The organism is Ruegeria sp. AD91A, from assembly GCF_003443535.1.
GTDB lineage: Bacteria > Pseudomonadota > Alphaproteobacteria > Rhodobacterales > Rhodobacteraceae > Ruegeria.
In genome coordinates this window covers 388,966-414,138 of record NZ_CP031947.1, presented here as the reverse complement: position 1 = coordinate 414,138, position 25,173 = coordinate 388,966, and the positions used below count along the sequence as shown (strand labels likewise).

Below are 25,173 nucleotides of genomic sequence, written 5' to 3'. Positions count from 1 at the left end.
TCTGCCTGAGAAACGTAATCCTTCGTCATACGTTCAGTTCGATACGGGCGTCGGGGAAACGTACTACGATCTCACTCGCTTTGTCGGCTGATGCCGCGCAAAGTGCAGTGGACAGCCCATCCGCAATTGCCGCTTCCGGGGCAGAAACCGAAACCGTTCTTTCACGGTTTGCTGGCCCGTCCGGGGTGATGATGTGCCCAAGACCGGGGCTCAGTTGAGTGGCCAGCGAAGACGATGTCGCCACGGCACGGTCGCGCAGCGCGATCCGCTTCAGAACCGTGTGATCCGGTGTTGCCAGCCCAACTTTCCAGGACGCACCGTCGCCACGCGCGCCCAGAGCAGCAATTTCCCCCATATCCACCAGAACATCACTCAGACCAAAGCCACGCAGCAGTGCGGCGATCCGATCAGTGATCGCGCCCTGCGCAATACCGTTCAGCGTCAGCGCGGATCTTCCGGGCATGGGCAGGCGAATGGTCGAGGCATCGAAAATTACCTTTTCCCAGCCTATTGCCCGCTGAACATCAACCAGATCGTCAGCGCGCGCGCCCGCAGCCAATGCCCTCCACACGGGTTGAATGCTCGGATCAAATGCGCCACCCGATGCCTGATGCAGCGCTGTGCTGAGACTCAGCACGTTCAACAATTCAGGAGCAGGCGCCGTCAGAACACCATCGTGGTTCAACCGGCTGAGCTGCGATTGCGGGCGATTCAGGCTGAAGATATCTTCCAGCCGGGCAATCTCGGTCTCAACGGCCGCTATGATGGGTGCAGCTTCAACATCCGTCATCCCGACCAAACGCAGACTTGCAGCGGCACCCAGCGCGGTGCCGTGCCAACGCGCGTCAGAGGCCGTGGCCGGTGTGGCCGCAGCACAAGCGGCTGAAATGATCAGAAATCGGCGGCGCGACAGGGCGGTCATACGGGGGTCTCCAACGGCAGTTCCAGATCGACGGGGCCAAGCACTTCGGTATCCGGGATGTCCGGCAGGCCCAGTGCGGTCCCGCCGTAAATTTCAATGAATGCCTTTGCATCAGCAGGATCGGCAAATGGCACCACTTCACGCGCACCCATGCCGCCCGCCACATTGGCGCCAACAACAAAGGTCGCGCCATCCGCGGCGATCCAGTTCGAGATACCCGGCTGTCGCCAGCTTGGCGCAATGCCCATGTTGCTGACATAGACGGCTGTGATGTCAGCATCTCGTTCAGGGCTTTTGAGATATGCCACCATGTCTCGCACCTGCGCAAAGAACAGCGGTGCGGGGTATCCCTTCAGATGGATCTGCCCCTTGGGGCCGCCATGTTCGGCTATGTTCATCTGGCAGAAATAACTCAGCGCATCAGGGGTCAGGTCGACCGGGTCGGGGGCTTCGGCCAGTTCTTCCTTGCAGGCCGCCAGCGCGATCAACGCAATCAGGACGAGGGGTTTCATGGCTCGACCCTCCGGAATGCCAGTCGCGCGAGGGCAAAGCCAATCACTGGCCAGATCAACAAAGATGCCGGCGCGGCCCACACAGGCAGGGCCTGCGCGGCCCCGGTCATGCCCGAAGCCATCGCGACTCCTTCGGTCGCAGCGATGTTCCACAGACGGAATGCGTCGGCCGGGTTGGCCACCATCACCCATGGAAAGACGGATTGGGTAAAGGTGCCGCCCTTGTCCATGACGACAGCCCCCAACAGGCCCAGATCATAGAGGACAACAAAAACCAGCCAGAGCCCGGCCGACAGACCCGCCGCCGCCGTAGCCCCCTTAGCCATGGAAGACAGCAGGTATCCCAGCGCCAGAAACACGGCGCCCAGAAGGATGGACGTGAGAATTAGACGGACCAAAGCCATAAGGCTTTCCGGCCCGGCACCGCCAAAGAAGGCAGCCACTGCGCCAGCGATCCCGAAACCAACCGTCATGGCGAACGCCAGCGCAGACAGATGTGCGGTGAACTTGCCCAACAGGATTTCTCCGCGCCCTGCCGGATAGGACAACAACAGAGACAGGCTGCCCCGGTCCACGTCTCCGGCGATGGCGTCGAACGAGATCATCAACGCCAGAAGGGGCGCGAGGTAGACCGACAGCGTGGTCATCGACGCAACCGAAACGGTCAGCATGTCAACGCCCAGCGTGCCAGTTGGCGCGCTGCCCGCAAAGGTCAACGCCAATGCGAACAGCACCATGATAAGCGTAGCGACCAGCAACCAGAGGTTGCGGCGCAGGATCAGCATTTCGGTGCGGGTGATGGCGAGAAAGCGGGTCATTGCAGTCCCTCCTGCGCGTAGTGACGATAGAGATCTTCAAGCTTGGGCGGGGTCATTTCCACATCCGCTACCGCGTCGCCCATTCCGGCGATGCGGCGCAGAGCCTCCATCTTGTCAGCGGGGGTGCAGAGCAGTTCCACCAACGCACCGTTGATCCGGTTGCCACCCAGTTCAGCAGCCAAGGCATCGGCGTTGGCGCTAGCACGCACTTTCAGACGGATCGGAAGACCGGCCAGCGCCGACAGATTGTTCAGCGTGTCATCGGCCACCATCCGACCCTTTCGCATGATGGCGATACGGTCGGTGCGGGCCTCGACCTCGGTCAGTGCGTGGCTGGCAATCAGGACGGCGGTGCCTTGGGCGGCCAACTCGTCGATGATGGCATAAAGATCTTGCCGTGAAATCGGGTCCAGCCCGCTTGTCGGCTCATCCAGCAAAGCCACTTTCGGTTGGCCCAACAGCACCTGCGCCAGACCCAGACGTTGCCGCATTCCTTTGGAATAGGTTCCGATCCGACGGTCCAAAGCGTCGCTCAGGCCGACACGATCCAGTAAGCTGGGCACATCGGCCTTGGTCCCGGACAGTTTTGCGAAAAGGGTCAATTGCTCGCGCCCGGTCAATGCGGGATGAAACGACACCGCTTCGGGCAGATAAGCCGTCTCGCGCCGTGCCTGAGCGCTACCGGGGGTGGCGTTCCCGATCCGAATGGCTCCGCGATGGATCGGCGTCAGGCCAAGGATGGATTTGATCAGGGTCGACTTGCCTGCGCCGTTATGGCCCAGCAGCGCAACGCGCTGGCCGGGGGCAAGAGACAGGGTGATATCGTCAAGAACGCGGGTTTGCCCTCGGTCCTTGCTGACATGGTCAATAGTCAGGGCCTTATCCGTCATGAGGCACCTTTTTCATAGCTGGGGGTTCAGGGGGTTGCATCAATGGATTGCTGTCCATCACGCCACCGGGCAACAGTGCCGGAAAAGCGGATTGCGACCAGCGCACCAGCTGCACGGCAGGAGAGCCGAGCAGCAGTTTGGCTGCGGGTTGGGTCCACAGCACATGGTCCATCGAGTCATTTGGGCGATAGGGGGCATCGGCGATGCCGTTGCCATCCACATCATAGGCGGCAAAATCGGACCAGTAATTGCCGCGGCCGTCTTCCGACCACTCGACCCATTTGGTCGAGACGTATTTTACCTGTGTCCGGTTGCCGACAAAGGCGTTGCCGACGATCCGGTTGCGTTCGCTGCCGGCGGTGAAATGGATTCCGATGCCGCATCCCTGGAACCAGTTGTCGGTGAACTCGTTCTTGTTGGAGTTGTAAAGGAAAGTGCACTTTTCCTTGGCACCGATCACCACGTTTCCGGTGATCTCACTCTTGTTGGCGTAGTTCAGCATCACGCCGTGTTCACGGTCACCGATCGAAACGTTGTCTGCGACCTTCACATTTGTCGTGAACATGACCGCATAGCCCAGATCGTTACCGATCGAGACATTGTCGCTGACCACTGAATTGTCGGCATACATGTAGTGCACTGCGAACCGGAGGTCGCGGAACAGGTTGCCTGTAAAGGTGTTCTTCTTGGACGAGTTCACGAAGATTCCGTCGCGCCCATAGCGGATGTCATTGCCCTCGACCACCGCGCCCGGCGCATTCCAGACATAGACGCCATTGCCGCGGTCGTTCATCCGCTGGTCCAAACGTCCTTCGATCCGGTTGCCACGCACGATACTGTCTTTGGCACCATGAATGTCGACGCCATAAAGATTGCCCAGCAGAACATTATTCTCGACCAGCGGCGCGCGGGCCGTCTTGGTCAGTTGGATTCCGCTGTCGATCCCGTCATGGCTTGAGCCCGAGCCGATCACAGTCAGACCGCGCACGGTCACGCCCGGGCCGGTCACGGTGATGACGCTGCCGGTGCCTTGCCCGTCAATGGTGGCCTGGCCCTGCCCGTCGATGATGACGGGCCGGTCCAGGACGAGATGCTCGGCATAGACACCGGGGCTCAGGCGGAGGGTGTCTCCATCCGCCGCCTGCGCCAGTATTTCATTGATGGCCCCCGCCCGGTTGGGCACATCCCAATCCGCCGCCCAAAGGGGCGAGCCGAGCAGGAGCGGTATGAACAGGGACCAGCGCATGGGTCAGGCTCCTTGCGGTTCGACCAGCATCCGACCGCGCATTTCCATGTGCAGCGCATGGCAGAACCACTGGCAGTAGAACCAGTGCACGCCCGGACGGTCGGCAGTGAAGGTGACCGAGGCGGTGGCCAGCGGCGCCACTTCCATAGCGATACCGTAGTTGCCCAGGCAGAAGCCGTGGGTCACGTCGTCCACGTCATCGAGGTTGGTGATGTAAACCGTCACCTCGTCACCTTGTTTGACGGTGAACTTCTCGAGACTGAAAGTCGGCGCCTGCGAGGTCATGTAGACCCGCACCTTGTTGCCGTCCCGGATCGGTTCTTCAGCGCCTTCTTCCAGATCGATGCCATCGGCCTCGGCCTGTTTGCGGGCGTCTTCCCACGTGGCGTCGTTGCGATCCCAGACGTTGACCGGGTTTACGATGTCGCTGCGTACAATGATCGAATCGTGCGGTTCGGCAAAGGTCGGGCCGTCATGCACCACTTTCATCTCATCCGACGAAATGTCGATCAGCTGTTCGTTCTCGGGCTTAAGAGGACCAACGTTCAGGAAGCGGTCTTTCGAGAACTTGTTCATCGAAATCAGCCACTTGCCGTCGGCATCCTTGGTTTCACCCATCGAGGTGGAGTTGTGACCCGGCTGATAATGCACGTCGACCTTCGAGATGATTGGGTCCACGTCCTCGCCATTGTAGGCGCGGATGGCCTTGTCGATGTTCCACTTCACGATCTGGCTGTCCAGGAACAGCGTGGTGAAGGCGTTGCCCTGACCATCATAGGCGGTGTGAAGTGGGCCAAGACCCAACTGCGGTTCACCAACGATGCAGGACCGCGGGTCGGCATCGCTTTCGAACAGCGCGTCCAGCTTGGCGACGTCCATGATCGACACGGTCGGCGACAGTTTACCGTTGATGCAGACGTGCTTGCCGTCTGGCGCGGTGTTGATGCCATGTGGCGAATTCGGAATCGGGATGTAGCGGGTGTATTTCTTGTTCTGACCCTTACGTCCGTCCAAAACCTTGACGCCCTTCAGCTCCTGATAATCGCCGGCTTCGATGCCTTTTTCGATTTCCGCAAGGTTGAAGACAACGACGTGGTCCAATTCGTTCTCGGTCATCTCGGCCAGGTTCATGCCCATTTCTGAGTTGTACGAGGTCGAATAGGCGTATTTACCCTGATAGTCGCAGTCGGTGTTGTCGAGGTTGCCGGATACGATCACCTGCCAGGCGACTTCCATGGTGTCGCCGTCCAACGCGGTAAAGATGTTCACGTATTGCGACGGATCGTCCAGCACGCTGCCATCGTTGACCAGCGGCGTTTCATCTTCACCATTGGCAAAGACATAGCCGGTGCGCGGGAATTTCTGCGGACGCAGACCGTGGATCGCCTTGGCGTTCGGGATCTCGGTGATCTTGTCGCATTTCATCACGTCACAGCGCACACGGGCGACGCGGGTGTTGGCCTTGTCGTTCATGAACAGGTAACGGCCGTCATAGGTGCCGTCGGTGAACGACATATGCGGGTGGTGAAGGTCGCCGTTGTCATAAGTTTTCATGCCACGCTTGGCGAGAAACTCCTTGGTTTCAGGCAGCAACCCTTCGGTCATGATTTTCAGTGACTCGTTGGTCTGACCCCAGCCCGTGGCCGAGCAGCGGTTGAACACCGGCACCCGCATCAGTTCGCGCATGGACGGGAAGCCCAGGATGCGCAACTCACCGGTCTGACCCGAAGACCAGAAACCGTAATACTCGTCCAGCTCGCCGGGTTCGAGATTGGCATTGGCCGCAGCGCTCGCCTGTTTTGCGGTCATCAGGGTCGAGCCCAGACCAGTCCCGGCCAGCACGGCGCCGGTTGCAGTTGCACCCAGCATCCCGCGGCGTGTGACGGTTAGTTTGTTGTCATGTTCCGACATGTTCGTTCCTCCTTTTAGGAAACGGATTGCGGTTTGGCGTTCGGATGGTTCGCCGGTGGTTGTCCGAGGGGGGCTTTTGGTTGGACCGACCCTGTCTTGGCCCGCCGTTTCAGTTGGCGGATAACGACGGGACATTTGTCCTCGGACTGGTAGAGCACCTGACAATGCAGGCAGGTGACGCACTCGTTCGGATTGATCTCACCGGTGGGATGGATCGCCTGAACGGGGCATTCATTGGCGCAGGTTTGACAGGGCGTGCCACAATCCTTGTAGCGGCGCAGCCAGTCGAACATGCGGATACGGGCAGGGATCGCCAGTGCTCCGCCCAGCGGGCAGAGATAGCGGCAATAGAACCGTTCGATGAACAGCCCGATTCCCAGCAGGGCCAGCGCAAAGACCACGAAAGGCCAGTCGCGCATGAATTTCAGAATGATCGCCGTTTTGAACGGCTCGACCTCGGCGTATTTCTCGGCCAACGGGATCGAGACAAAGCTGAGGCCGAAGAGACCGAGGAAGATCATGTATTTTGCAGGCCACAGGCGCTCGTTCAGTCCCCAGGGCAGAGTCCATTGCGGTACTTTCAGCGCGCGGGCGATCTTGTTGGTCAGCTCCTGCAACGCACCAAACGGGCACAACCAGCCGCAATAGGCGCCACGCCCCCAGAACAGCAGCGCGGCAGCGACCGCGAACCACTGGATAAAGACCAGCGGGTCCAGCAGGAACGCATCCCAGGAGAACCCGGTGCGCAAGCTGCCCGCCAGCGCCATCAGGTTCACCACGCTCAGCTGCGCGTTGGCGTACCAGCCGATGAAGAACAGAGTCATGGTCAGATAACCGATGCGGAACCAGTAGAAGACCCGTGCATTCATCGTCGCGTGGAATTGGAAGAAGAACGTCGCAGTCAGCACCAGAAGCATGACGCCAAGAACGCCAATTTCGACAGTGCGATCCTTCCAGATGCGCTGCCACAGGGCAGCTTTGGCGGCGGCTTCGCCGGTTGCATCCTCTACAACCGTTGGGGCTGCAACGGGCAGCAGGTAATGGTCAGGCAGTTTGTAGCCCAGATCGAATGTCAGAAAGGTTTTCTCAACTGCACCCACGGCACGCTGTACCAGCAGTTGCAGGCGGAACGGCTCTGTCGGGTCGAACTCGGCATCGGCGGGAATCTTGAAGATATCCAGCTCAGTGAAACTGGGTGCATCAGGGGCTGCAACCTTGCCAAGGCGTACTTGCTGTTTGTCGAAGAACCGGACCGAGTTGTCGCCCTGGATCAACTGAATTCGATCGAAAATCCCGCCGCGCACATAGCCCGACCCCTTGAAGCTGTAAGTACCGCGACCTAGCACCAGAATGGCCTGTTCGCCCTCGTCCAACCAGTTCACAAGGTTCTGGTATTCGGCGTCGCCTAGCAGTGATTTGCCGATCGACGGAACCGAGACAAGCGCCATATGCATGTCGATGAAGGTGTCATCCGGTTCGCCCGGCTCGGGGCGTTTGATCGCGCGCTGGTCGCCGGTGGCCTCGAAGGCGGCATTGACCTGCCCGACATCCAGCGTCAACCGCCGGATCGAGCCGTCACCCGACAGGGTCGACCAGTCATGGACCGCATTCTGCGCCATATCGACTTCGCGCTTTGGCCCATCGGCCTGCAACGGCGACAAGCCGCCCAGACCCAACGCACGTGCCACCTTGATGCCGCCACGCACAAGGCTGTCGTCGATCACCATGATCGTGACGGTCGCGCCCGAGATGATGTCGAGGTCGTGCCCCTCACCCCCGGTTTCAGCTTCAACCTTCAGGTCAAGGCCTGCATAGCCTTCGGTCAATTCAACCATGCGGGAATTGGGGATGCCGATCAGCACGATGGGTTCCGAGTGCTTGACCAATTGCACTCCGGTCAACACAGCATCGTTATCGATGGCGGCAACGACGTGGATCGGCTTGCCGGAATAACCCGTCGTGCCAACAAAGTCCGAGGTCAGGAATGCCCAGGCAACGGTCTCGCCGCCCTTCAGGACGGGGGCGACCTTGACGTCATCGCGTACCGGGCCAAAGGCATCGGCACCGGGGGCCAGATCGGCAGGATCGATATCGGGCAGGAAACTGGCCAGGCTGTCGGCATGGGCGCTGATCGCCATCAGGCAGGACAGGGTGAAAGCCAGCAGGAAATGGATTGCGCGTCTTACGACCACGGCGCACCTCCGATTGCTAGGGTGGACGCCACGGACGCGCGCAGGGCGCGTTCAGATTCTTCTTGGGTCGCAAACGGGGGCCCTCGGGTTTCGGGCCACAGTCGCCTTGAGTTGTACAAAATGCACAGATCCCCGATTGCAGCGGGTACGATCCGTACATTTCCCGATTGCGTCAGCGATGGCAGGTCAGGCAGCGGCGCTGCCGTTGTCACCGCGCACAGCGCGCAATCGGCGCATTTCGGGCAAGGTGCGGTCGGGTCATCAGTGCCTTCCTCAAGGTCCACTTCAACCCAGACCGCCCCTGCCTCCGAGCAGATCTCGATCCACATGCTGTCCCCGGGACTCGCCAGCACCGGGCCAAGCATCTGCAAAAGCAAAAGGAAAATACCCACCAAACCGCACACCGCGCGGGACACGCGATCAAACAGGCTATGCGGGGGGCGGAAGGTAGGCATTGAGAATCCAGCTCGGCGTTCTTTTCTGAACCGTAGGGGATTCTCTCAGGCGGAGACTTGACTTAGGTCAGGTGCCTTACAAATTGCGCCTACCCGTCGGCCTCGTCCATCAATCCGCGCACCCACCGACCGGCCAACCATGCCGCAGGAATGCCCAGCGGAATCGACCAGAGGATTGCCGGAACCGGTTCGATTGCACCGAACCCTACGCTGTGCAGGATAAGGCCGAGCAAAAACAGGTTGATGGCCACGGTTAACGCCGTGGCCGGATACAGCAGAATGGCTAGTTTCCAAACCGGCCACTTCCCCTCAGTGGCTGGTTCCTTCCGAGAAGGTGATCTTGTTCCAGACATTGTATTTTCCCGAAGGTTTGAGCATCGGCAGGCGGCGGACCTCTTCCAACGTCTGCGCGTCATAGACGATTACGGCGCCGTCATCTTCCCAGATCGAAACCAGTGCGTGGCTGCCATCCCTGGTAAACTCGACATGGGCCACGGTTTTTCCGGGAGCGGGGCGCAGGGTCTTTACGATTTCAAGGCTTTGCTTGTCGATGACATGCATTGCGTCCTTGTTGGGGCCAAAGAAAACGTCGGCCCAGACATAAGGCGAATTCTCATGGCTGCGCATGAAGAACCCGGGGCCCTCGGTCTTGATCCGTTTGACGGTTTCCCAGCTTTCCATGTCGATCACCGACACGGCGCCGTCTGTCAGGTGCGGCGTGGCCATCACGGTCGTATCGCCGTGTTTCCATGTGATCCCCGAGCCCAGATGCGGCATTCCGGGCAAATCCAGATCGGCCACCTTGTGCCCGATCACCAGATCAATCACTTGTCCGCCCTTGCCATCGCGGGACGCTCCCATGACATATTCATAACTCTGGTCGAAGAAGAAATCGTCAAGGTAGTCAGGCGTAGTGATCTTGCGCACCGGGAAGGGGTCGGGGTTCTTGAACTGGCCTTCGATGCGGAAGTCATGACCAAGCCCGGATTGCGGGGGATTGGCGCCGTAGAACACTTCCCAAATCTCGGGCACATCCTTCAGCGCAAGAACAAAGCTTTCCCGCGGAGGGGCCTGGTAGACAGCGGAAACGCGGCTGGGCAGGCCCTTCTTGCTTTTGACCTCGATGACCTTTGCGACTGAAAGGTCTTCAGTGGACAACACTGTCAAGCTGTTGGGCAGGTAGTTCGCCACAGCCACCCATTTGCCATCGCCGGACATGGCGATATTGCGGCTGTTCAGGCCGGCACGTACACGGCCCACCTGTTTCAGTGCCCAAATGTCGTACTTCTGAACCCACCCGTCGCGGGACATGATAAAGACGTAACGCCCATCCGGGCTGAATTTCGGTCCGCCATGAACGGCGAAAGGAGTTTCGAACCGGTCCAGCACTTCGAACGTATCCCCGTCCAGAACGCTGACATGGTGATCCCCGGTCTCGACGACCAGCGTGATGTTCATCGGGTCGCTGTTCCAGACGGGTGTATCCACCGGCACATATTCCTCGTCCAGCGTCCGGCTGGCCATAATATCAGCCTCGTCCCATTCCGGATCGGATTCCAACGGCGATTTCAACCAGCCTGCCAGTTCCTCGATCTGCAGAGCATCCAGGTCGTGCGAGAATGCGGGCATTTGTGTCGCCGTGCGACCTTCGGCAATCACGGCAGCTACCCGCGGACCCCGCATGCGCTTGAGTGTTTCCGGGATCAGCGCGGGGCCAACTCCGCCCAGACGGTTTTCGCCGTGGCATGAAGCACAATGTTCAGCGTAGTCCGACGGGGCATCCGCCCATGCGGTTCCTGCCAGAAGTACGGACCATAATGTGCTGACCGTGAGTGTCTTAAAAGAACTGATGCGCCGGATCATGGCTTTTCCCCCGGAACGGTGTGACCTGAAGGCGCTCACCTGCGGTATCCACACCGATTTCCTGGTTGGTCAGGTAACAGGCTGGATCCTCGGCCCATGGATCACCGGTCAATTGCAAGGCGCGGATGCGGGTATTGCCGCCGCACACGTCCTTGAGTTCGCAGGCTCCACAGCGCCCCTTCAGCGGGCGTGGGCGGGTGCGGAGCATGGCAAGCATCGGATCATCGCTGGTCCAGAGTTCGGAAAACGATTTGGTCTTTACGTTGCCGACTGTGTAATCGGACCAATAGGTGTCCGGGTGGACCCGGCCAAGATTGTCGATATTGGCGACACCCAAACCACTCGAGTTTCCGCCCCACGCGGCCAGGTGCTCGCGCACATGTGCCGCTTTTTCGGCGTCGAAATGCGCGCGAATCCAGTTCAGAAAATATCCCGCGTCGGCGTCATTGTTCCCCGTCACGATATCCAACGGACGACCGCCCGATGCGGCTTCCCAGGCGCGTTCCAGCAACAGGTCCTGACCCTTGCGGGTGCGCTGATGTTCAGCGTCTTCACCCCGGTTCTTGTCGCCGCGCCCCGCATAAACAAGGTGAGACAGGTAGAACTTGTCGACACCTTCATCGTCACACAATGCCAGCAAGTCAGGCAAGTGATGTCGTGTGCCTTCGGTCAGGCAGAACCGCAGGCCGACCTTGATACCGCGCTTTTTGCATTCGCGCACGCCGCGCAGGGCGTCAGCAAAAGCGCCCTCGACGCCACGGAACCAGTCATTCGTCGCTCCAATCCCGTCCAGCGAGATGCCGACGTAGTTGAATCCGACATCCGCTATCATATCGGCCGTTTCGTCGTAGATCCGGGTGCCGTTGGTCGACAAGGCCAGCATTGGCACCAGATCACGGGCCCGTTTTGCGATGTCGAAGAAATCGAACCGATCCAGCGGTTCCCCACCCGAGAGGATCAGGGCCGGGACGCGAAATTGGCCCAGATCCTCAAGGGTTACCATGGCTTGCTCATGGCTGAGCTCACCCGGGAACGCGACATCCGCCGAGACGGTGTAGCAATGGCGGCACTTCAGGTTACAGCGCCGCGTCAAATTCCAGATCACAACCGGCTTTACCGCGCCGGGGCGACGTTTGCGCACCGGAGTCGGTTTGACCAGCTGATGCATGTATTCGGTCAGGCGGAACATGTATCAACCTTTCTGTCTCAGGCGCAGCCCGGTCTTTTTCAGGATGCGCGTGGAATAGAGGATGTCGCTGCCCCGGCAGGCCGATCCCAGAATCGCGGCGATCTGGCCGCGTTTGTCTTCGACCTCGTCGCGCGACTGGCCGTGGACCATGGCGAACAGGTTGTAGGGCCAGTCGGGCAGAGCGCGAGGCCGTTCATAACAATGGGTGACGAAGGGCAGGGCCCCGATATGAGCGCCCAGTTCGCCGATCAGGTCATCCTGTACATCCCAGACGGTCATGCCGTTCGATGTCATGCCCAGCTTATAGTGGTTGGGGGCTGCGGCGATCCGTCGGATCACCCCGCGCGCTTTGAGGGATGACAGTCTCTCAAGCAAATCATCTTCCTGCAGCCCCAGCTCGTGGGCAACCTGAACATACGGGGCCGGGGTCAGGGGTAAGCCCCCCTGCAGCGCCTCGATAATCTGTCTGTCTGTTGCGTCGATCATGCCGCTACCCGAAAGCCGATAAAGAATTCCTGAAGTTTGGGGAAACGTAGAACGCAGATCCCCGTTTCCCGTTCGATGGCATCGGCAGCGGCCTCGATCCCCTCGGGTGTTTCGGTGGCCAGCACGAACCACATGTTCAGCCGGTGCGTGCGTTCATAATTATGGGCCACCTCGGGATGTGCATTGACTTTGGTCAGGACGGTTTTGAAATCTTTGGCTCGAACGGCCATTGCACAAAGGCAGAAAGCCCCACCCATGGCCGCGGCGTCGAAAAATGGACCGAAGCGCGTGATGACGCGGTCTTCTTTCATGCGGCTCAGACGCGTCAGCAATTCCGCCTCGGACAGGCCCAGCTCTGCGGCCACGGTTGCGTAAGGATGCGAGGTCAGTGGCAGATCATCTTGCACGAGATTCAGGATCGCCCGATCCGTTTGGTCCAGCGTCATGCGGCAGCCTCCTTGGCCTGAATCAGCGCTCCGGTCTGCTTGAAACAGCGGGTTGAGAAGAGAACCTTGTGCCGTGCTCCGGCCAGTTCGGTCAGTGCAATCGCACCCGCCAATGTTTCCAAGGCCTCGCTTCGGGTTCTGGCATGGATCATGGAATACAGGCGATATGGCCAGACATCGGGCACCGGATTACGCTCATAGCACAAAGTCACCCCTGGGTAGGCGGCCAAAGCGGGACCAGCGGTGTCGATCCGCTCTGCCGGCAGATCCCAGACCACCATCGCATTGGCCGACCAGCCAAGCGCCCGGTGACGCACGATGACGCCGAGCCGCGAGATTATTCCGGCGGCATGCAAGGCTTCGACCCGCTCCATCACGTCGATGACATCCCGTTTCAGCGAACGAGCCAGAGCGGCGTAGGGTTCTGAGACCAAAGATAGCCCGGAACTCAGAGACTGTAGCAGGCAACGATCGCCCTCGCGCATGACAGATGCATCGACCTTTCGCGCTGTGGGCACGTTTTTGGTGCCTCCAGTCATGCGAAACCCAAGATCCACGTTGAAAGGACGCACCAGCCGCAAGTCCAGCACTTGCAATCCGGTGGATCGACTGATCCGCGCAAGGGTATTGTTGACATGCGCGCGATCCGGCCCGGTCGCGACAAACCACAGGTTCCACGCGTCTTCACGTTGATAATTGTGGTTCACACCGGGTTCAGCATCGATCTGGGCGGCGACCTCCTCCAATCGATCTTCCGGAGCCGACACGGCAGCCAGGGTGCTGGCCGTCACCGCGCCGGGCGTGATGGTTGCACCAACCCGTGTAATGCGGCCTGTGGCGCGCATCCGAGACAGGCGATGGATGACTTCGGCCTCGTCCAGCCCGAGAGCGTTACCCAACACCTGAAACGGTCTCTCAGCAACTGGAAAATCGCGTTGAAACTCGTCCAGCAGACGGCGGTCGATCGGGTCCGTAATATGTCGCATCGGTTACAGCCCTGTTCTGTGGGCGCGAGCAGTGAAGAAAATGCCGGACGGGCTGTCTGCATCGATCTCGCGCAGTTTTTCAAAGCTATGCGTGTCGTAGACCATGACCTTGTTGGCGTCGCGCACGCTGATCCAGACCTCATGCCCGCGCGGCGTGAACTCCATGTGCAATACGGCCGGGCCGGGTTTGAATTCGTGGATGATCTCTTTGCTGACGCTGTCGATCACCTGAATCGTATCGTTCAACGGGTGGGCGAAATTCACCCAAACCTGCCGCCCGTCGGGACGTGCCATGGCGAAAACCGGCTGGCCATGGGTTTTGGTGCGCCCGGTTTCGGTCAAGGTTTCCGCGTCGATCCAGAGAACCTCGTGATGGCCAACGGCGGGCAGAACAAACTCGCTCCCGGTCAACGCCCAGCCTTCCAGATGGGGCATCTTGTAGACCGGCATTTCTTCCTGCCCACGCCCGTAATCGGGCAGAACGCGGATCGGTTCGGGGGATTCGGACCACAGATCAAGCGCGGTCAGGCCATCCTCGCCAAACAGGCCGGTGATATAGGTGCGGCCATTGGCGGTAATCAGCGCGTCATAGGGGTTCTTGCCCATGTCCGGGATTTTGGTGATCTCTGGTGCGCCCTGTGCGAAATCGACTATCCAGGTTTCCCCAGTGTCCCACATCGTGAAAACGAACCGCCGACCCGGTGCATCGACCAGGCCGATGGTTTTGCTATCGGTCGGGATGTCAGCGACTATCTCCAGAGTGTCCGCATCAAAGACGCGCACGCCACCGGGTTCATAGTTCGAAACAGCCACAAGCTTACCATCGTCCGAAATCGCTCCTCCAATGGCGTTTCCGGCCTGCACGACGCGGTTCACGACCTGACGGGTCACGATGTCGATCTTGGTCAGTCCTCCGTCGCGGCCAAACACATAGGCAAACCGTTCATCGGGCGAATAGACTAGAGATGCATGAGACAGATCGCCCAACCCCTCAATCCGGGCCAGAGCTGCACGGTCGGATTGATCCACCAGCAGAACCGAGCCCTTGGCGCGTTCGATGACGAGGCCAAGATCGCCTGTCGCGGTTGGTTCAGCCTGAGCTGTGGACATCATCAATGTGGCTGCAAGGCCAAGGATGAAGTGTTTCATTGTGACTCCTGTTCCAGCAGGTAACGGGCGATCCACTCGGCTTCTTCTTCACTGATCAGAGGCCGCCATGGGGGCATCGCGGTGTCAGGGATGCCGTCAAGGATGACGCTGGTCAAAACATCCGCGTCGTAGTGGCCCAGTGTTTCACTGCGCAGGTCAGGACCAAGGCCGCCCTTCAGGGACAAGCCGTGACAGGAACCGCAATCCTGATGCACAAGTCTTTTCAGGGTGTCGGGGTCGATGACATCAGCCGCGAAGGCGGAGGTCGCGGCCAGAACCGCAATGGTCAGGCAGGTTCGCCCAGCCCACCCCGACCGCCCCGGCGATCCGCCGGCACGTGTTGGGTCAATCCCTCGGTCTCTTCTGCCCAGCTTAGCCATGGGCCTGTTCCAGAAGCTCGGTCAAAGGCCGTTCGGCATAGAGCGAAACCACCTTGCCAATGATAAACAGCGTCGGCGCCTTCAGCTCGGCTGTGCGCACATCCGTGGCCAGTTGGTCAAGCCGTGACACAAGACGACGCTCATCAGGTGTTGTGGTCTTGCCCACTGCCAGAACCGGTGTCGAGCCCGGCAGGTTTTCGGTCATCAGTCCCATGGCGATCTGACCGATATTGGCAACGCCCATATAAACCACCAATGTCGAGTCCGGATCGGCAAGACGTTTCCAGTCCAGATCCAGCACTTTGTCGGCCTGCCTGTGCCCGGTGACATATTGAACCGAGGTTGCCAGCCCGCGATGGGTCAGCGGCACACCCGTCGAACAAGACGCCCCCTGGGCTGCCGTAATGCCCGGTGCGTACTCGACAGCAACACTGCGGGCAATCAGGTAAGCAGCCTCTTCCGAGCCGCGACCAAAGATCATGGGGTCGCCGCCCTTCAGCCGTGCAACCGTGTGACCAGCGCTGGCCTCTTCGAGCAGTATTTCGTTGATGCGGTCCTGCGGAACGGTGTGGCATTTGGGGGCTTTGCCGACAGGGATCAGCCGTGCGCCTTCCGCGTGTAAATTCAGAATGTCGGCTGACACCAGCCTGTCATAAACCACTACGTCCGCTTCTTGCAGCATCCGCAGTGCGCGCAGGGTCATCAGTTCGGGATCGCCGGGGCCTGCGCCAATCAGAAATACCTTACCGCTCATGTGCAAACTCGCTTGGTCTGAAAGTCTTCGTAACCCGGTGTCCCATGCAGATCCGTTGCGTTTGCAAGACGTTGCTGGGTGAGCCGGGCGGGTCTTGAGGGAAGACTGGCCCATTCGATAACCAACCTCCTTGACATAAGTTAAGGAGCGCGGGATTTGCCTCCGCGCTCCTTCATCTTGCCTGTATTGTGCCTTGCTTCAGGGTTCGACGGTGATCATTCCGATCATGTTCTGTGTCTCCCAGTGCGGGCCGCACAGATAGTCCTGTGGGCCTGGCGTGAGGAAGGTCAGCTCAACTGATTCCTCCGGGAACAGGCGATCACTTTCAGGTTTGCTTCCGTCCTTCAACAGAACTGAGTGGCTGGTGCGTTTGTCGACATTCACCCACCGGACAGTTGTGCCTGCCTTAACCGTCAATTCGGACGGGCAAAAATTGTATTTATACATAAGTACCACTTCAGCGTCCTCGACAGCGGACGAGGGTTCTCCGAACAGCTCGACGTAGCGCTCTTCAGCCTCGGCACAGATTTCGGCGGTCTCGTCCGCCCAGGCGGGCGCGGCCAGAAGCAGTAGCGCGGGAAGAAGGCGTTGGGGTTTCATGGTCCATGTCTCCTTTCCAAAGGTGGCCGGGGCCGGATGATCCGGCCCCGATCCGTTATTGTTTGACCACGTTGATGAACGCGCTGTCGTCATCCAGTGCCAGGCTGGTGTTCAGCGTCACGTGGTGGAACCTTGCAGCAGCGAAGTCGTCGTGGATGGCAAAGCCGACGGTATAGGTCTGGCCTGCTTCCAGCGGCACATCACCGGGCGCCCCTGAGTTCAGTGGGCGGGTAAAGACCACGGTCCACATGCCGCCGGACAGTTCAGCCGACGCGGCGATTTCACCATCATTGACCACGCGCTGCTCTAGCAGATAGCCGTTGGTGGCGCTGCCGTCAGCGTAGACACGCATCAGATCAAGATAGGTGCCGTCGGCCAGATACTGCTCGATCTGTTCTGCGGCCTGCAACTTGTCCCAGCCACCTAGAGCTTTGCCACGGCGGCCTTTGACCTCAACATCCGTGCGACTTTCGCTGATGTATTTGGTTACGCTGTCCTGTGTGCTGAGGCGACCGGCAACTTCTGCGTTTGCAGCAATCCCATCCGCTTCGGGCGCAAAAGGCATATACGTGTTGTCAGCGTGGCACGAGGCCCAGCAACCCACCTGATCGCCCAGCTCGATACCAGTGCCGGTAATCATCATGGCAACCTTGATCTGGTTGTCCGGATCCATCTTGCCGCCATCGACGAACGGGGCAGGGTTGTGACCTGCGTCCGGCCATTGCAGACGAATGTACAGGTTTTCGTCGTCATGTGCCGCTTGAACGGTTGCGTCGATGACACCGCGTTTGCCCGGAATCGGAGTCGGTTCAAGATCGCCACCTGCAACGATCTTGTTGCCGATGGTGTCCAGTTCCTTGGCGTGGCAGGTGGTGCATTGATCTCCGCCTTTGGTCAGGGGGCGCGCTCCGCCATGGAACTTGCCGTTCTGAACCCATTCAAACGAGGCCTGACCGGGATAGAACAGTTTCAGATCCGAACCGGTCACGGCGTTCCAGTCTATGTTGGACGCAACGTCGCTTGCTCCACCCGAAGGTGCTGCGGCCTCTTCACCGGAATCCTTTGTGCGTTCTTCCGCCAAAGCAGCGTCAACGGCCGCTGCGATCTGGGCCTGCACGGCCTCTTGCTGAGCCTTCTTGGCGGCTTTTTCTGCTTCAGCTTCGGCGGCCTCCTTGGCTTCGATCTTTTCAAGACTGGCCAGGTATTCTGGTGGGATCGGCCGGATGAAGTCCGGGTTTGGTGCTTCAAGCTTTTCCAGATACTCTTCGTCCGCCCGGTCGCGTGCATCCGAGTGTGCAATCCCCTTGTGGCAGTCGATACAGGTCTGTCCGACGCTCATCGCATTGAGGTGCTGCTGACGGGCACGGGGTTTCTGGAACTCGGGCATCATCGATTCAAAATCGTGACAGTTACGGCATTCGCGCGAGTCGGTGGACTTCATCCGCTCCCATTCATTCATGGCCAGATGCACACGCTTGGCTTCGAACTTTTCGCGGGTGTTGATGGTTCCGACCATCTTGCCATACAGCTCTTTGGACGCCTTGATCTTGCGGATCATCTTGTGGGTCCAGTCTTTGGGTACGTGACAATCGGAACAGACCGCACCCACACCCGAACGGTTCACGTCGTGAATCGTGCCGGTATATTCTTCGTAAACAAAATCACGCATCTCGTGACATGAGATACAGAATTCCTTGGTGTTGGTGGCTTCCATGGCGGTGTTGAACCCGCCCCAGAAGATGATGCCGGCGGCAAAGGCTCCGGCGATACCGGCCACAGGCATTCCCCATAGGAAATACCGGCGCCAGATCGGTTTTTTCTTATCCGGTTCGGAGGTCATATCCGGGCTCCGTTTTGGCTGTATTGTCTGGCCCTTAGTGGCAGGCCGGTGAGTTTGGCTGATGCCTCGAACAAGGAAAGGGCGGGCGAGGGGCCCGCCCTTTCCTGTAATGGTCTCACCCTCGTCAGGTGACGTGGTTCGACCGGTTGTAGACGTTGAACTTGCCGGTCGGGGCGTAAAGCCCATCGATGCGGCCGATCTCTTCCAGCGTCTTCGCGTCGAAGATCACGATCTGACCATTTGGTTCTTTCGAGTCCGACAGGTTCCACTTGGAAACCCAAACCTCTGTGCCGTCGGCGTTGAATTCGAAGTGAACAGCGGCGCTGCCTTCGTCTTCAGTGATCTGGATCGTTTTCACGATCTCGCCGGTTTCTTTCGAAATGACCTGCACGGATTGCTGCACTTCCGGTTCCGGATGCTTGGTCTGGTCAGCCCAGATGTAATCCGAGTTCGGGTGGGTGCGGACGAACAGGCCGGGGCCGTCGGTTTCCACTTCGTAGCAGACTTTCCAGGCGTCATCCGGACGGTTTTCAGGATCGTTACCCCATACGGTCACAGTACCGACACCAAGGTGGGTTGTGCCGGCCACAGGCCCACAGTTCGGGTCGACCCAGTTGGCGCCCGGACCCGGGTGCGGCAATGCGGCTGTGTCGATCATCGCCTCAAGCTTGTGGGTCTCGGTATCAACGACCACCATTTTGTTCGACGCGTTTGCGGCGATCTGGAAATACCGGCCGGTCGGGTCAAAGAACCCGTCATGCAGGAATTTGGCGCTGTCGATTTTGTCGATCCGAAGGTTGTCCAGATCGGTGTAGTCGACCTGCCACAACTGTCCCAGCTCTTTAACGGCAACGATCCAGGTGGGTTCGTTCGGCGTGGTGTAGATGGCGGCCACACGGGCTTCTTCCACATACTCGCCGTCAACGTTCACGCCACGGGTCGATACGACCTTGAGCGGTTCCATGGTCTGGGCATCAACGATTGCAAAGTGCGGCGGCCAGTAGCCACCACCGATGACGTATTTGCCATCGCCGGACACGGCGACATCGCGGGCGTCATAGGCAATCTTGACCTCGGATACCAACATCTTGTCCGGCGTCTGCCAGAGGTCGATCTTGGTCATCTTGCCGTCGCGGCCCATGGTGTACCAGAAGCGCCCGGGCTGTTCCGGCTCTTCCAGCGCGTGGTGCTCGGATGCTTTGAGAACATGCACCGCATAGCCGGTCGGGATGTGGGTCAGGACCTCTTTGGTGTCACCGTCAATCACGGCCACCTTGCCTACGTCACGTTCGATGACGACAAAGAAGTTTTCCCAGTTACGACCGTGCAGCGGCTCGGTCGGATAGTCCTCTTCTTCGACGTAAACCTTGCGGGTCGCCATCATCTGTTCCAGCGACATTTCAGGTGGCTTTGGCGGCTCCATCATGATGTAGGTCGCCATGTCCTTGATTTCCTGCTCGGTCATGATGTCCGAGAAGTTGTTCATTCCGCCTTCGGTACCCCAGGCGATAATCTTTTCAAGGCGTTCCTGCCCCAGTTGCAGGGTGCCGCCTTCGGTTACCGTGCCGTCGGCTGCGGTCTTTTTCCAGTGGGGTTCCAGGTTTTTACCTGTGGCACCCTTGCGCAGCACACCGTGGCAGCCTGCGCATTGTTCGAAATAGAGCTGCTTAGACGATTCAAAGACTTCTTCGCTCAAAGTTGGCTCTTCGGCGAAAGTCGGAGCAGCGACGCTGCCCAACAACATTGCCAATCCGACCCCAAAGGCGCGGCCGGGTTTGTTGTAGCTGATTCCAAGTGACATGATCACTCTCCATATGCGTGGTGAGGCGCTGCTGAGAGTGAAGCATCACGAGGATGTCATCCTTGACCAAAGTCAACGGGAAAGGTGCAGACTGAGCGCTTTGGACAGAAAACTCAGGTCAAAACCCCTCAATAAATCTTGTGTTTTTACCGCATCTTTAAGCCTTGTCTTGATTTCGGTTAAGGGCGCCGCGTCGTGAAGGAACTACACATTGCTCAACGGCGGGAAAAGCTATGGAGAGCAGGCATGACAGCTGTAATCGCACGTGTTTTCAGTGAAGGGTTCCGGGTCTTTTTCCTCTCGGCGGGTCTTTATGGTGTGTTTGCAGGGGTCGCGTGGGGCGTGTGGTTGGCGTCGCTGGACGGGCTGATGCCTTACATGGAACAAAGTTACGCCATGCCCCCGGTCATGTGGCACGCTCATGAGATGATTTTTGGATATGCAACGGCCGCTCTGGGCGGCTTCTTTCTGACCGCCGTGCCGAACTGGACTGGTGCGCCCGAGGCGCGGGCCCGTTTTATCACGCTAGTCGCATTGATCTGGATGGCCGGGCGCCTGACGGTCTGGTTTTCCGGAGGGTTGTCACCCATGGTCGTCGCGATCGTGGACCTGAGTTTTGTTCCCATTCTGGCGCTGAAGATTGCCAGTCAACTGGTCCGTCGGCCCAAGCCTCAGAATGTGGTGTTTCTGTATCTTCTGGTTCTGGTTCTGGCCTCGAATGTAATGGTTCACTTGGAATGGATGGGGGTCACGGTGGATACACTGAACACCGGCATCCGGGCCGGGCTTTTGACCTTGTGTTCGATGATTGCGATCCTGGGCGGCCGGATTACGCCAGCTTTTACCCGCAATGCAATGAAGAGAGCTGGTCAACCCGAAGCATCGTGGCCGGTATCTGTGGCCTGGTTGGACAGGGCGACGATGATTCTGGCATTGCTGCTGCCCCTGCTTGTGCTTGCACTTGATGTCGGGCCTCTTGCGGGAAGCGTTGCGCTGGCGATGGGTGGTGTTCAAATGATGCGCATGGCGCGTTGGAGAACCGGATGGGCTTTGCGTCAACCGATCCTGATCGCCCTGCATCTGGGCCTCGGGATGCTGGCCTTGGGTCTGATTCTTTGGGGGTTGGCAGCCATTGGAATGGGAAATGAGATCGGCGCGCTCCATGTTCTGGGCATCGGTTGCGTTGGCGGCATGACCCTTGCCGTCATGAGCCGCGCCGCCTTGGGCCACAGCGGTCGTCCCCTTGTCGCGCCAAAGCCCATGGCGATTGCCTATGGCTTGATGGCGGTTGCTGCGCTTGTGCGTTGGCTGGGGTCCGGACTGGCGGGAGGTTACATGACAGCGATGCTGACCGCAGACGGGTTTTGGATCGCCGCAACAGGACTGTACCTGTTTGCCATGTGGCCTGCCCTGACGGGCCCCCGTGCCGTGAAACAAACCTGAAGCTTATTCAGACTGAACTTATCTTCCAGCGATCAGAGGCCGCTCGTTTTTGATATGGCGACGGATCAGCGCACGGGCACGTTTCCCTTTATCCGGTATCCGTCGTGCGGCCGGCGGAACGTAATTGCGCTGACCCAATTCAGGGAACAGTTCAAGAATTTCTGACCTTGCGTCAGGGTGAACACTGGACAGGGCCTGCGCGCCGGTGAGCAGGCTTTCGGAAGGTGCGCCTTCTGCATAGATGACTTCATGACGGTCGAACAAAAGATGGACATAGGTCACCGCACAAGTGTCCTCGGCGACCGAAATGCCAGGGACGCCCACAAGAATGTGAGCAGGAACAAGAACTTCTTCGGCGTCGAACATTCTGACGGCAATCGGGGACCGGACCAGCATACGGTGTTGCGGTGACACGAACAGATCGCGCTGGGGCAACTGATCGCCCAGTGAACCGGCCTCGATCCGGATGGGCTTCAGCCTCAGACGGGTGCGAAGCGTCGCTTGGTCCAGATGTCGCGTGCCAATCCAACGTATGTGTTGCGGCCCATTGTCTGCGGTCAAAACGACATCGCCAACTTTCAGATCCTCGACTGGTGTTGGACCGGTCGGGGCCATGATCCGTGTTCCCGCCACAAAGCACGGTACATCGACAATCGCGGAGGGATCCGTAGTGTCAGGGGCGTTGGTCGGAGTAACGTTCGAAGCCTGGAATGTATAGGTCAGACCCGGAACCAGAGGCTCGGACGTGATGTAGCCAACCAATGTGCCTTCAACTTCGACCCGAAACACGTCAATCGTCCCGCCCGCTGGATTGGTCAGGGAGTAGGATTCTTCAAGGTAGATGTCTCCGTTGGCAAAAGTAGTCGATCCGTTCAGGTTGGTCACCACACCAGTTTGCGTGGCGTCGTCACCGTTTTCGTTATTGAAGCGGTCACCATTGAACACAGTGCCAGTATCGGGCAGAGGGTTCGCCCCGTTCAGGATCGTTCCGCCAGCTGCATCGGTGACATCAAATACACGACGGTCTGTTGCGGGATCGAAATTGGGGTCAAGCGTAATGAAGTCGGGGCCAAAATTAAAATCGACCGTAATGACTCCGGGGGCGTAACCAATATAGGAATAGTTTGCCATACTCGTACCTTTTAACCATTGGCGCTACCGAGGCACCGGAAATCTTACCCACAGTAAGGAAAGTGCGATGACTCTCCTTCCTTTCATACTGCTTGGCAAAAACTTGCGTCAATTTAAAGGCCATACAATGGAGAGAACACTCAAAAAGAAATGCTGTTCGCAAATTGATTGGCAGGTCTTTTTCTCCTGACGATCAGCGGGTCCAAATCGCTCAATTCTGAACCGTCCGGTTGATCTCGTGACAGGCCTTGACTTTCGTTAAGGCATCGCCGGCTCCCGCCCGGCATGTTGCTCTCACTAGCTAATCTGCGCAAAGGAGAGCGCGATGCGAGACGTCATGACAAAGAGCATGGCCCGCAATATTTTTTATGGCGGGTCACTGTTCTTCATTCTCATCTTTTTGGCCCTTTCGGCCCACTCCCACTGGTATATCGTCAATTCCGAAAATGCCGCGAAACTCGATGATAGTGTGGTTCGGGGTAAACATGTCTGGGAAAAACACGCCTGTGTGAACTGTCATTCGATTCTGGGTGAAGGGGCCTACTTTGCCCCCGAAGTCGGCAACGTGATGACACGCTGGGGCGTGCTGGACGACCCGGAATCAGCCTTTGAATCCCTTAAAGGCTGGATGGAAGCACAACCGACCGGCATTCCCGGTCGTCGACAAATGCCCAATTTCAACCTCAGCGACGAAGAAATCCGTGACCTGACCAACTTCCTGATCTGGACGGACAATATCGACGCACAGGGCTGGCCGCCCAACGAGGCAGGCTGAGAAAGGGAACGGAGCAATGAAATACGAATCCCAAAAAATCGCCTATGCCTACTTTGCGGTAGCCATGGCGTTGTTCGCGATACAGGTGATTGGCGGCCTTCTGGCCGGTTTCATCTATGTATTCCCCAATTTCCTGAGTGAGCTTCTGCCGTTCAACATCGTGCGGATGCTGCACACCAACTCTCTGATCGTCTGGCTTATTCTGGGCTTTTTCGGGGCCGCCTATTTCCTGATCCCGGAAGAGGCCGAGCGCGAGATACATTCGCCCAAGCTGGCTTATCTGCAGCTGATGATCCTTGTGGTCGGGACGTTGGGCGTGGTTGTGACCTACGTCTTCAACCTGTTCGAAGGCAACTGGCTGCTGGGCAAGGAGGGGCGCGAGTTCCTTGAGCAGCCCAAATGGGTCAAGGCCGGCATCGTCGTGGCCGCGCTGATCTTCCTTTACAACGTGTCGATGACAGTGCTGAAAGGTAAGAAAACCGCGATCACAAATATCCTGCTGCTGGGCCTTTGGGGGCTGGCGCTGCTATTCCTGTTTGCCTTCTACAACCCGGGCAACCTGTCGCTGGACAAGCAATACTGGTGGTATGTCGTCCACCTGTGGGTCGAAGGTGTGTGGGAGCTGATCATGGCCTCGATCCTGGCCTACTTGATGCTGAAGCTGACCGGAGTTGACCGTGAGGTGGTCGAAAAATGGCTCTATGTCATCGTCGCTGCCGCGCTGTTCTCGGGCATCCTCGGCACCGGCCACCACTACTACTGGATCGGTACGCCTGCATACTGGCAGTGGATCGGGTCGATCTTCTCCAGCCTCGAGGTGATCCCGTTCTTCGCGATGATGGCCTTTGCCTTCGTCATGGTCTGGAAGGGTCGTCGGGACCACCCCAACAAGGCCGCGCTTTTGTGGTCGCTTGGCTGTGCTACGCTTGCCTTCTTTGGTGCTGGGGTATGGGGCTTCCTGCACACGCTGCACGGGGTGAACTACTATACCCACGGCACGCAGATCACCGCCGCGCACGGTCACCTGGCCTTCTACGGTGCCTATGTCTGCCTCAACCTGGCGATCTTCAGCTATGCGATGCCGATCCTCAAGAACCGTGATCCCTATAATCAGGTTCTGAATATGGGTTCGTTCTGGCTGATGACCAGCGGCATGGTCTTCATGACCTTCGTCCTGACCTTCGGTGGAACCGTGCAGACGCACATGCAGCGCGTGGTCGGTGACTACTTCATGGACGTGCAAGACCAAATTGCGATCTTCTACTGGATGCGTCTTGGCTCCGGTGTGGTCGTGGTTCTTGGAGCGTTGCTGTTCATCTACTCGATCTGGGTACCCCGGAAAGAGGTCATTGAACCCGGCGCAGCCGAAACCCCTGCGGAGTGA

The 25,173-nt window shown here is 58.7% G+C and carries 24 protein-coding genes; 3 read left to right on the top strand and 21 right to left on the bottom strand.

What is annotated here, in order from left to right; translation table 11 throughout:
- Nucleotides 1-25: 25 nt before the first annotated feature.
- The 20 genes from D1823_RS20330 to D1823_RS20235 form a co-directional block, all read right to left on the bottom strand.
- Nucleotides 26-922 (bottom strand): FAD:protein FMN transferase, encoded by an 897-nt coding sequence (locus D1823_RS20330; protein ID WP_117873498.1) that lies wholly within the window; start codon nucleotides 920-922, stop codon nucleotides 26-28.
- Nucleotides 919-1,434 carry a nitrous oxide reductase accessory protein NosL gene (locus D1823_RS20325; RefSeq protein ID WP_117873496.1) on the bottom strand — a complete coding sequence of 172 codons (516 nt, stop codon included), beginning with the start codon at nucleotides 1,432-1,434 and terminating at the stop codon, nucleotides 919-921. The genes D1823_RS20330 and D1823_RS20325 overlap by 4 nt, the downstream gene beginning before the upstream one ends.
- A complete protein-coding gene (locus tag D1823_RS20320) occupies nucleotides 1,431-2,252 on the bottom strand; it encodes an ABC transporter permease (RefSeq protein ID WP_117873494.1) in 822 nt (273 codons plus the stop codon). Before D1823_RS20320 ends, D1823_RS20325 begins: the two co-directional genes overlap by 4 nt.
- The gene (locus D1823_RS20315) at nucleotides 2,249-3,142 is read right to left on the bottom strand and encodes an ABC transporter ATP-binding protein (RefSeq protein ID WP_117873492.1); all 894 of its coding nucleotides are present in this window, start codon (nucleotides 3,140-3,142) and stop codon (nucleotides 2,249-2,251) included. The genes D1823_RS20320 and D1823_RS20315 overlap by 4 nt, the downstream gene beginning before the upstream one ends.
- Nucleotides 3,132-4,388, bottom strand: a complete 1,257-nt coding sequence (locus D1823_RS20310) for a nitrous oxide reductase family maturation protein NosD (RefSeq protein ID WP_117873490.1) — start codon at nucleotides 4,386-4,388, stop codon at nucleotides 3,132-3,134. The genes D1823_RS20315 and D1823_RS20310 overlap by 11 nt, the downstream gene beginning before the upstream one ends.
- 3 nt (nucleotides 4,389-4,391) lie before the next feature.
- Complete coding sequence (gene nosZ, locus D1823_RS20305) at nucleotides 4,392-6,299, bottom strand: TAT-dependent nitrous-oxide reductase (RefSeq protein ID WP_117873488.1); 1,908 nt, start codon at nucleotides 6,297-6,299, stop codon at nucleotides 4,392-4,394.
- A 14-nt stretch (nucleotides 6,300-6,313) separates the two neighbouring features.
- Nucleotides 6,314-8,437 carry a NosR/NirI family protein gene (locus tag D1823_RS20300; RefSeq protein ID WP_254683884.1) on the bottom strand — a complete coding sequence of 708 codons (2,124 nt, stop codon included), beginning with the start codon at nucleotides 8,435-8,437 and terminating at the stop codon, nucleotides 6,314-6,316.
- A 44-nt stretch (nucleotides 8,438-8,481) separates the two neighbouring features.
- Nucleotides 8,482-8,946, bottom strand: coding sequence for a DUF2946 family protein (locus D1823_RS20295; RefSeq protein ID WP_254683845.1), 465 nt, complete (start codon nucleotides 8,944-8,946; stop codon nucleotides 8,482-8,484).
- 89 nt (nucleotides 8,947-9,035) lie between these two features.
- Nucleotides 9,036-9,299, bottom strand: a complete 264-nt coding sequence (locus D1823_RS20290; RefSeq protein ID WP_117873484.1) for a hypothetical protein — start codon at nucleotides 9,297-9,299, stop codon at nucleotides 9,036-9,038.
- Complete coding sequence (locus D1823_RS20285) at nucleotides 9,256-10,809, bottom strand: nitrite reductase (protein ID WP_117873482.1); 1,554 nt, start codon at nucleotides 10,807-10,809, stop codon at nucleotides 9,256-9,258. Before D1823_RS20285 ends, D1823_RS20290 begins: the two co-directional genes overlap by 44 nt.
- Complete coding sequence (nirJ, locus tag D1823_RS20280) at nucleotides 10,784-11,998, bottom strand: heme d1 biosynthesis radical SAM protein NirJ (RefSeq protein ID WP_117873480.1); 1,215 nt, start codon at nucleotides 11,996-11,998, stop codon at nucleotides 10,784-10,786. Before nirJ ends, D1823_RS20285 begins: the two co-directional genes overlap by 26 nt.
- Before the next feature lie 3 nt (nucleotides 11,999-12,001).
- A complete protein-coding gene (locus D1823_RS20275; RefSeq protein ID WP_117873478.1) occupies nucleotides 12,002-12,484 on the bottom strand; it encodes an AsnC family transcriptional regulator in 483 nt (160 codons plus the stop codon).
- On the bottom strand, nucleotides 12,481-12,930 hold the full coding sequence (locus tag D1823_RS20270) for an Lrp/AsnC family transcriptional regulator (protein WP_117873476.1): 450 nt from the start codon (nucleotides 12,928-12,930) through the stop codon (nucleotides 12,481-12,483). The genes D1823_RS20275 and D1823_RS20270 overlap by 4 nt, the downstream gene beginning before the upstream one ends.
- Nucleotides 12,927-13,916: an AsnC family transcriptional regulator gene (locus tag D1823_RS20265; protein ID WP_117873474.1), complete on the bottom strand. Its 990-nt coding sequence runs from the start codon at nucleotides 13,914-13,916 to the stop codon at nucleotides 12,927-12,929. The genes D1823_RS20270 and D1823_RS20265 overlap by 4 nt, the downstream gene beginning before the upstream one ends.
- Before the next feature lie 3 nt (nucleotides 13,917-13,919).
- Nucleotides 13,920-15,065 carry a cytochrome D1 domain-containing protein gene (locus D1823_RS20260; RefSeq protein WP_117873472.1) on the bottom strand — a complete coding sequence of 382 codons (1,146 nt, stop codon included), beginning with the start codon at nucleotides 15,063-15,065 and terminating at the stop codon, nucleotides 13,920-13,922.
- On the bottom strand, nucleotides 15,062-15,445 hold the full coding sequence (locus D1823_RS20255) for a cytochrome c (protein ID WP_117873470.1): 384 nt from the start codon (nucleotides 15,443-15,445) through the stop codon (nucleotides 15,062-15,064). The genes D1823_RS20260 and D1823_RS20255 overlap by 4 nt, the downstream gene beginning before the upstream one ends.
- Nucleotides 15,438-16,199, bottom strand: coding sequence for a uroporphyrinogen-III C-methyltransferase (gene cobA / locus D1823_RS20250; RefSeq protein ID WP_117873468.1), 762 nt, complete (start codon nucleotides 16,197-16,199; stop codon nucleotides 15,438-15,440). Before cobA ends, D1823_RS20255 begins: the two co-directional genes overlap by 8 nt.
- A 198-nt stretch (nucleotides 16,200-16,397) precedes the next feature.
- Nucleotides 16,398-16,799: a plastocyanin/azurin family copper-binding protein gene (locus D1823_RS20245; protein WP_117873465.1), complete on the bottom strand. Its 402-nt coding sequence runs from the start codon at nucleotides 16,797-16,799 to the stop codon at nucleotides 16,398-16,400.
- A 55-nt stretch (nucleotides 16,800-16,854) separates the two neighbouring features.
- A complete protein-coding gene (locus D1823_RS20240) occupies nucleotides 16,855-18,639 on the bottom strand; it encodes a NapC/NirT family cytochrome c (RefSeq protein WP_117873463.1) in 1,785 nt (594 codons plus the stop codon).
- A 124-nt stretch (nucleotides 18,640-18,763) separates the two neighbouring features.
- Nucleotides 18,764-20,440, bottom strand: coding sequence for a cytochrome D1 domain-containing protein (locus tag D1823_RS20235; RefSeq protein WP_117873461.1), 1,677 nt, complete (start codon nucleotides 20,438-20,440; stop codon nucleotides 18,764-18,766).
- 246 nt (nucleotides 20,441-20,686) lie between these two features.
- Between D1823_RS20235 and D1823_RS20230 the strand changes: the two genes are divergently transcribed.
- Nucleotides 20,687-21,883 (top strand): NnrS family protein, encoded by a 1,197-nt coding sequence (locus D1823_RS20230; RefSeq protein ID WP_117873459.1) that lies wholly within the window; start codon nucleotides 20,687-20,689, stop codon nucleotides 21,881-21,883.
- An 18-nt stretch (nucleotides 21,884-21,901) separates the two neighbouring features.
- Here the strand turns inward: D1823_RS20230 and D1823_RS20225 are convergent, their stop codons facing one another.
- On the bottom strand, nucleotides 21,902-23,014 hold the full coding sequence (locus D1823_RS20225; protein ID WP_117873457.1) for a Hint domain-containing protein: 1,113 nt from the start codon (nucleotides 23,012-23,014) through the stop codon (nucleotides 21,902-21,904).
- A 325-nt stretch (nucleotides 23,015-23,339) separates the two neighbouring features.
- Here D1823_RS20225 and D1823_RS20220 point away from each other — a divergent pair, with 325 nt between their 5' ends.
- Together D1823_RS20220 and D1823_RS20215 are read left to right on the top strand one after the other, a co-directional pair.
- Nucleotides 23,340-23,789 (top strand): cytochrome c, encoded by a 450-nt coding sequence (locus tag D1823_RS20220; RefSeq protein ID WP_117873455.1) that lies wholly within the window; start codon nucleotides 23,340-23,342, stop codon nucleotides 23,787-23,789.
- Nucleotides 23,790-23,805: 16 nt separating this feature from the next.
- Entirely contained in the window at nucleotides 23,806-25,173 is a 1,368-nt protein-coding gene (locus D1823_RS20215) for a cbb3-type cytochrome c oxidase subunit I (protein WP_117873453.1), read from the top strand.

Excerpts from the sequence above, each read along its gene's own strand:
- D1823_RS20330 (WP_117873498.1), bottom strand. The coding sequence starts at position 922 with ATGACCGCCCTGTCGCGCCGCCGATTTCTGATCATTTCAGCCGCTTGT.
- D1823_RS20325 (WP_117873496.1), bottom strand. The coding sequence starts at position 1,434 with ATGAAACCCCTCGTCCTGATTGCGTTGATCGCGCTGGCGGCCTGCAAG.
- D1823_RS20320 (WP_117873494.1), bottom strand. The coding sequence starts at position 2,252 with ATGACCCGCTTTCTCGCCATCACCCGCACCGAAATGCTGATCCTGCGC.
- D1823_RS20315 (WP_117873492.1), bottom strand. The coding sequence starts at position 3,142 with ATGACGGATAAGGCCCTGACTATTGACCATGTCAGCAAGGACCGAGGG.
- D1823_RS20310 (WP_117873490.1), bottom strand. The coding sequence starts at position 4,388 with ATGCGCTGGTCCCTGTTCATACCGCTCCTGCTCGGCTCGCCCCTTTGG.
- nosZ (WP_117873488.1), bottom strand. The coding sequence starts at position 6,299 with ATGTCGGAACATGACAACAAACTAACCGTCACACGCCGCGGGATGCTG.
- D1823_RS20300 (WP_254683884.1), bottom strand. The coding sequence starts at position 8,437 with ATGGCGATCAGCGCCCATGCCGACAGCCTGGCCAGTTTCCTGCCCGAT.
- D1823_RS20295 (WP_254683845.1), bottom strand. The coding sequence starts at position 8,946 with ATGCCTACCTTCCGCCCCCCGCATAGCCTGTTTGATCGCGTGTCCCGC.
- D1823_RS20290 (WP_117873484.1), bottom strand. The coding sequence starts at position 9,299 with ATGTCTGGAACAAGATCACCTTCTCGGAAGGAACCAGCCACTGAGGGG.
- D1823_RS20285 (WP_117873482.1), bottom strand. The coding sequence starts at position 10,809 with ATGATCCGGCGCATCAGTTCTTTTAAGACACTCACGGTCAGCACATTA.
- nirJ (WP_117873480.1), bottom strand. The coding sequence starts at position 11,998 with ATGTTCCGCCTGACCGAATACATGCATCAGCTGGTCAAACCGACTCCG.
- D1823_RS20275 (WP_117873478.1), bottom strand. The coding sequence starts at position 12,484 with ATGATCGACGCAACAGACAGACAGATTATCGAGGCGCTGCAGGGGGGC.
- D1823_RS20270 (WP_117873476.1), bottom strand. The coding sequence starts at position 12,930 with ATGACGCTGGACCAAACGGATCGGGCGATCCTGAATCTCGTGCAAGAT.
- D1823_RS20265 (WP_117873474.1), bottom strand. The coding sequence starts at position 13,916 with ATGCGACATATTACGGACCCGATCGACCGCCGTCTGCTGGACGAGTTT.
- D1823_RS20260 (WP_117873472.1), bottom strand. The coding sequence starts at position 15,065 with ATGAAACACTTCATCCTTGGCCTTGCAGCCACATTGATGATGTCCACA.
- D1823_RS20255 (WP_117873470.1), bottom strand. The coding sequence starts at position 15,445 with ATGGCTAAGCTGGGCAGAAGAGACCGAGGGATTGACCCAACACGTGCC.
- cobA (WP_117873468.1), bottom strand. The coding sequence starts at position 16,199 with ATGAGCGGTAAGGTATTTCTGATTGGCGCAGGCCCCGGCGATCCCGAA.
- D1823_RS20245 (WP_117873465.1), bottom strand. The coding sequence starts at position 16,799 with ATGAAACCCCAACGCCTTCTTCCCGCGCTACTGCTTCTGGCCGCGCCC.
- D1823_RS20240 (WP_117873463.1), bottom strand. The coding sequence starts at position 18,639 with ATGACCTCCGAACCGGATAAGAAAAAACCGATCTGGCGCCGGTATTTC.
- D1823_RS20235 (WP_117873461.1), bottom strand. The coding sequence starts at position 20,440 with ATGTCACTTGGAATCAGCTACAACAAACCCGGCCGCGCCTTTGGGGTC.
- D1823_RS20230 (WP_117873459.1), top strand. The coding sequence starts at position 20,687 with ATGACAGCTGTAATCGCACGTGTTTTCAGTGAAGGGTTCCGGGTCTTT.
- D1823_RS20225 (WP_117873457.1), bottom strand. The coding sequence starts at position 23,014 with ATGGCAAACTATTCCTATATTGGTTACGCCCCCGGAGTCATTACGGTC.
- D1823_RS20220 (WP_117873455.1), top strand. The coding sequence starts at position 23,340 with ATGCGAGACGTCATGACAAAGAGCATGGCCCGCAATATTTTTTATGGC.
- D1823_RS20215 (WP_117873453.1), top strand. The coding sequence starts at position 23,806 with ATGAAATACGAATCCCAAAAAATCGCCTATGCCTACTTTGCGGTAGCC.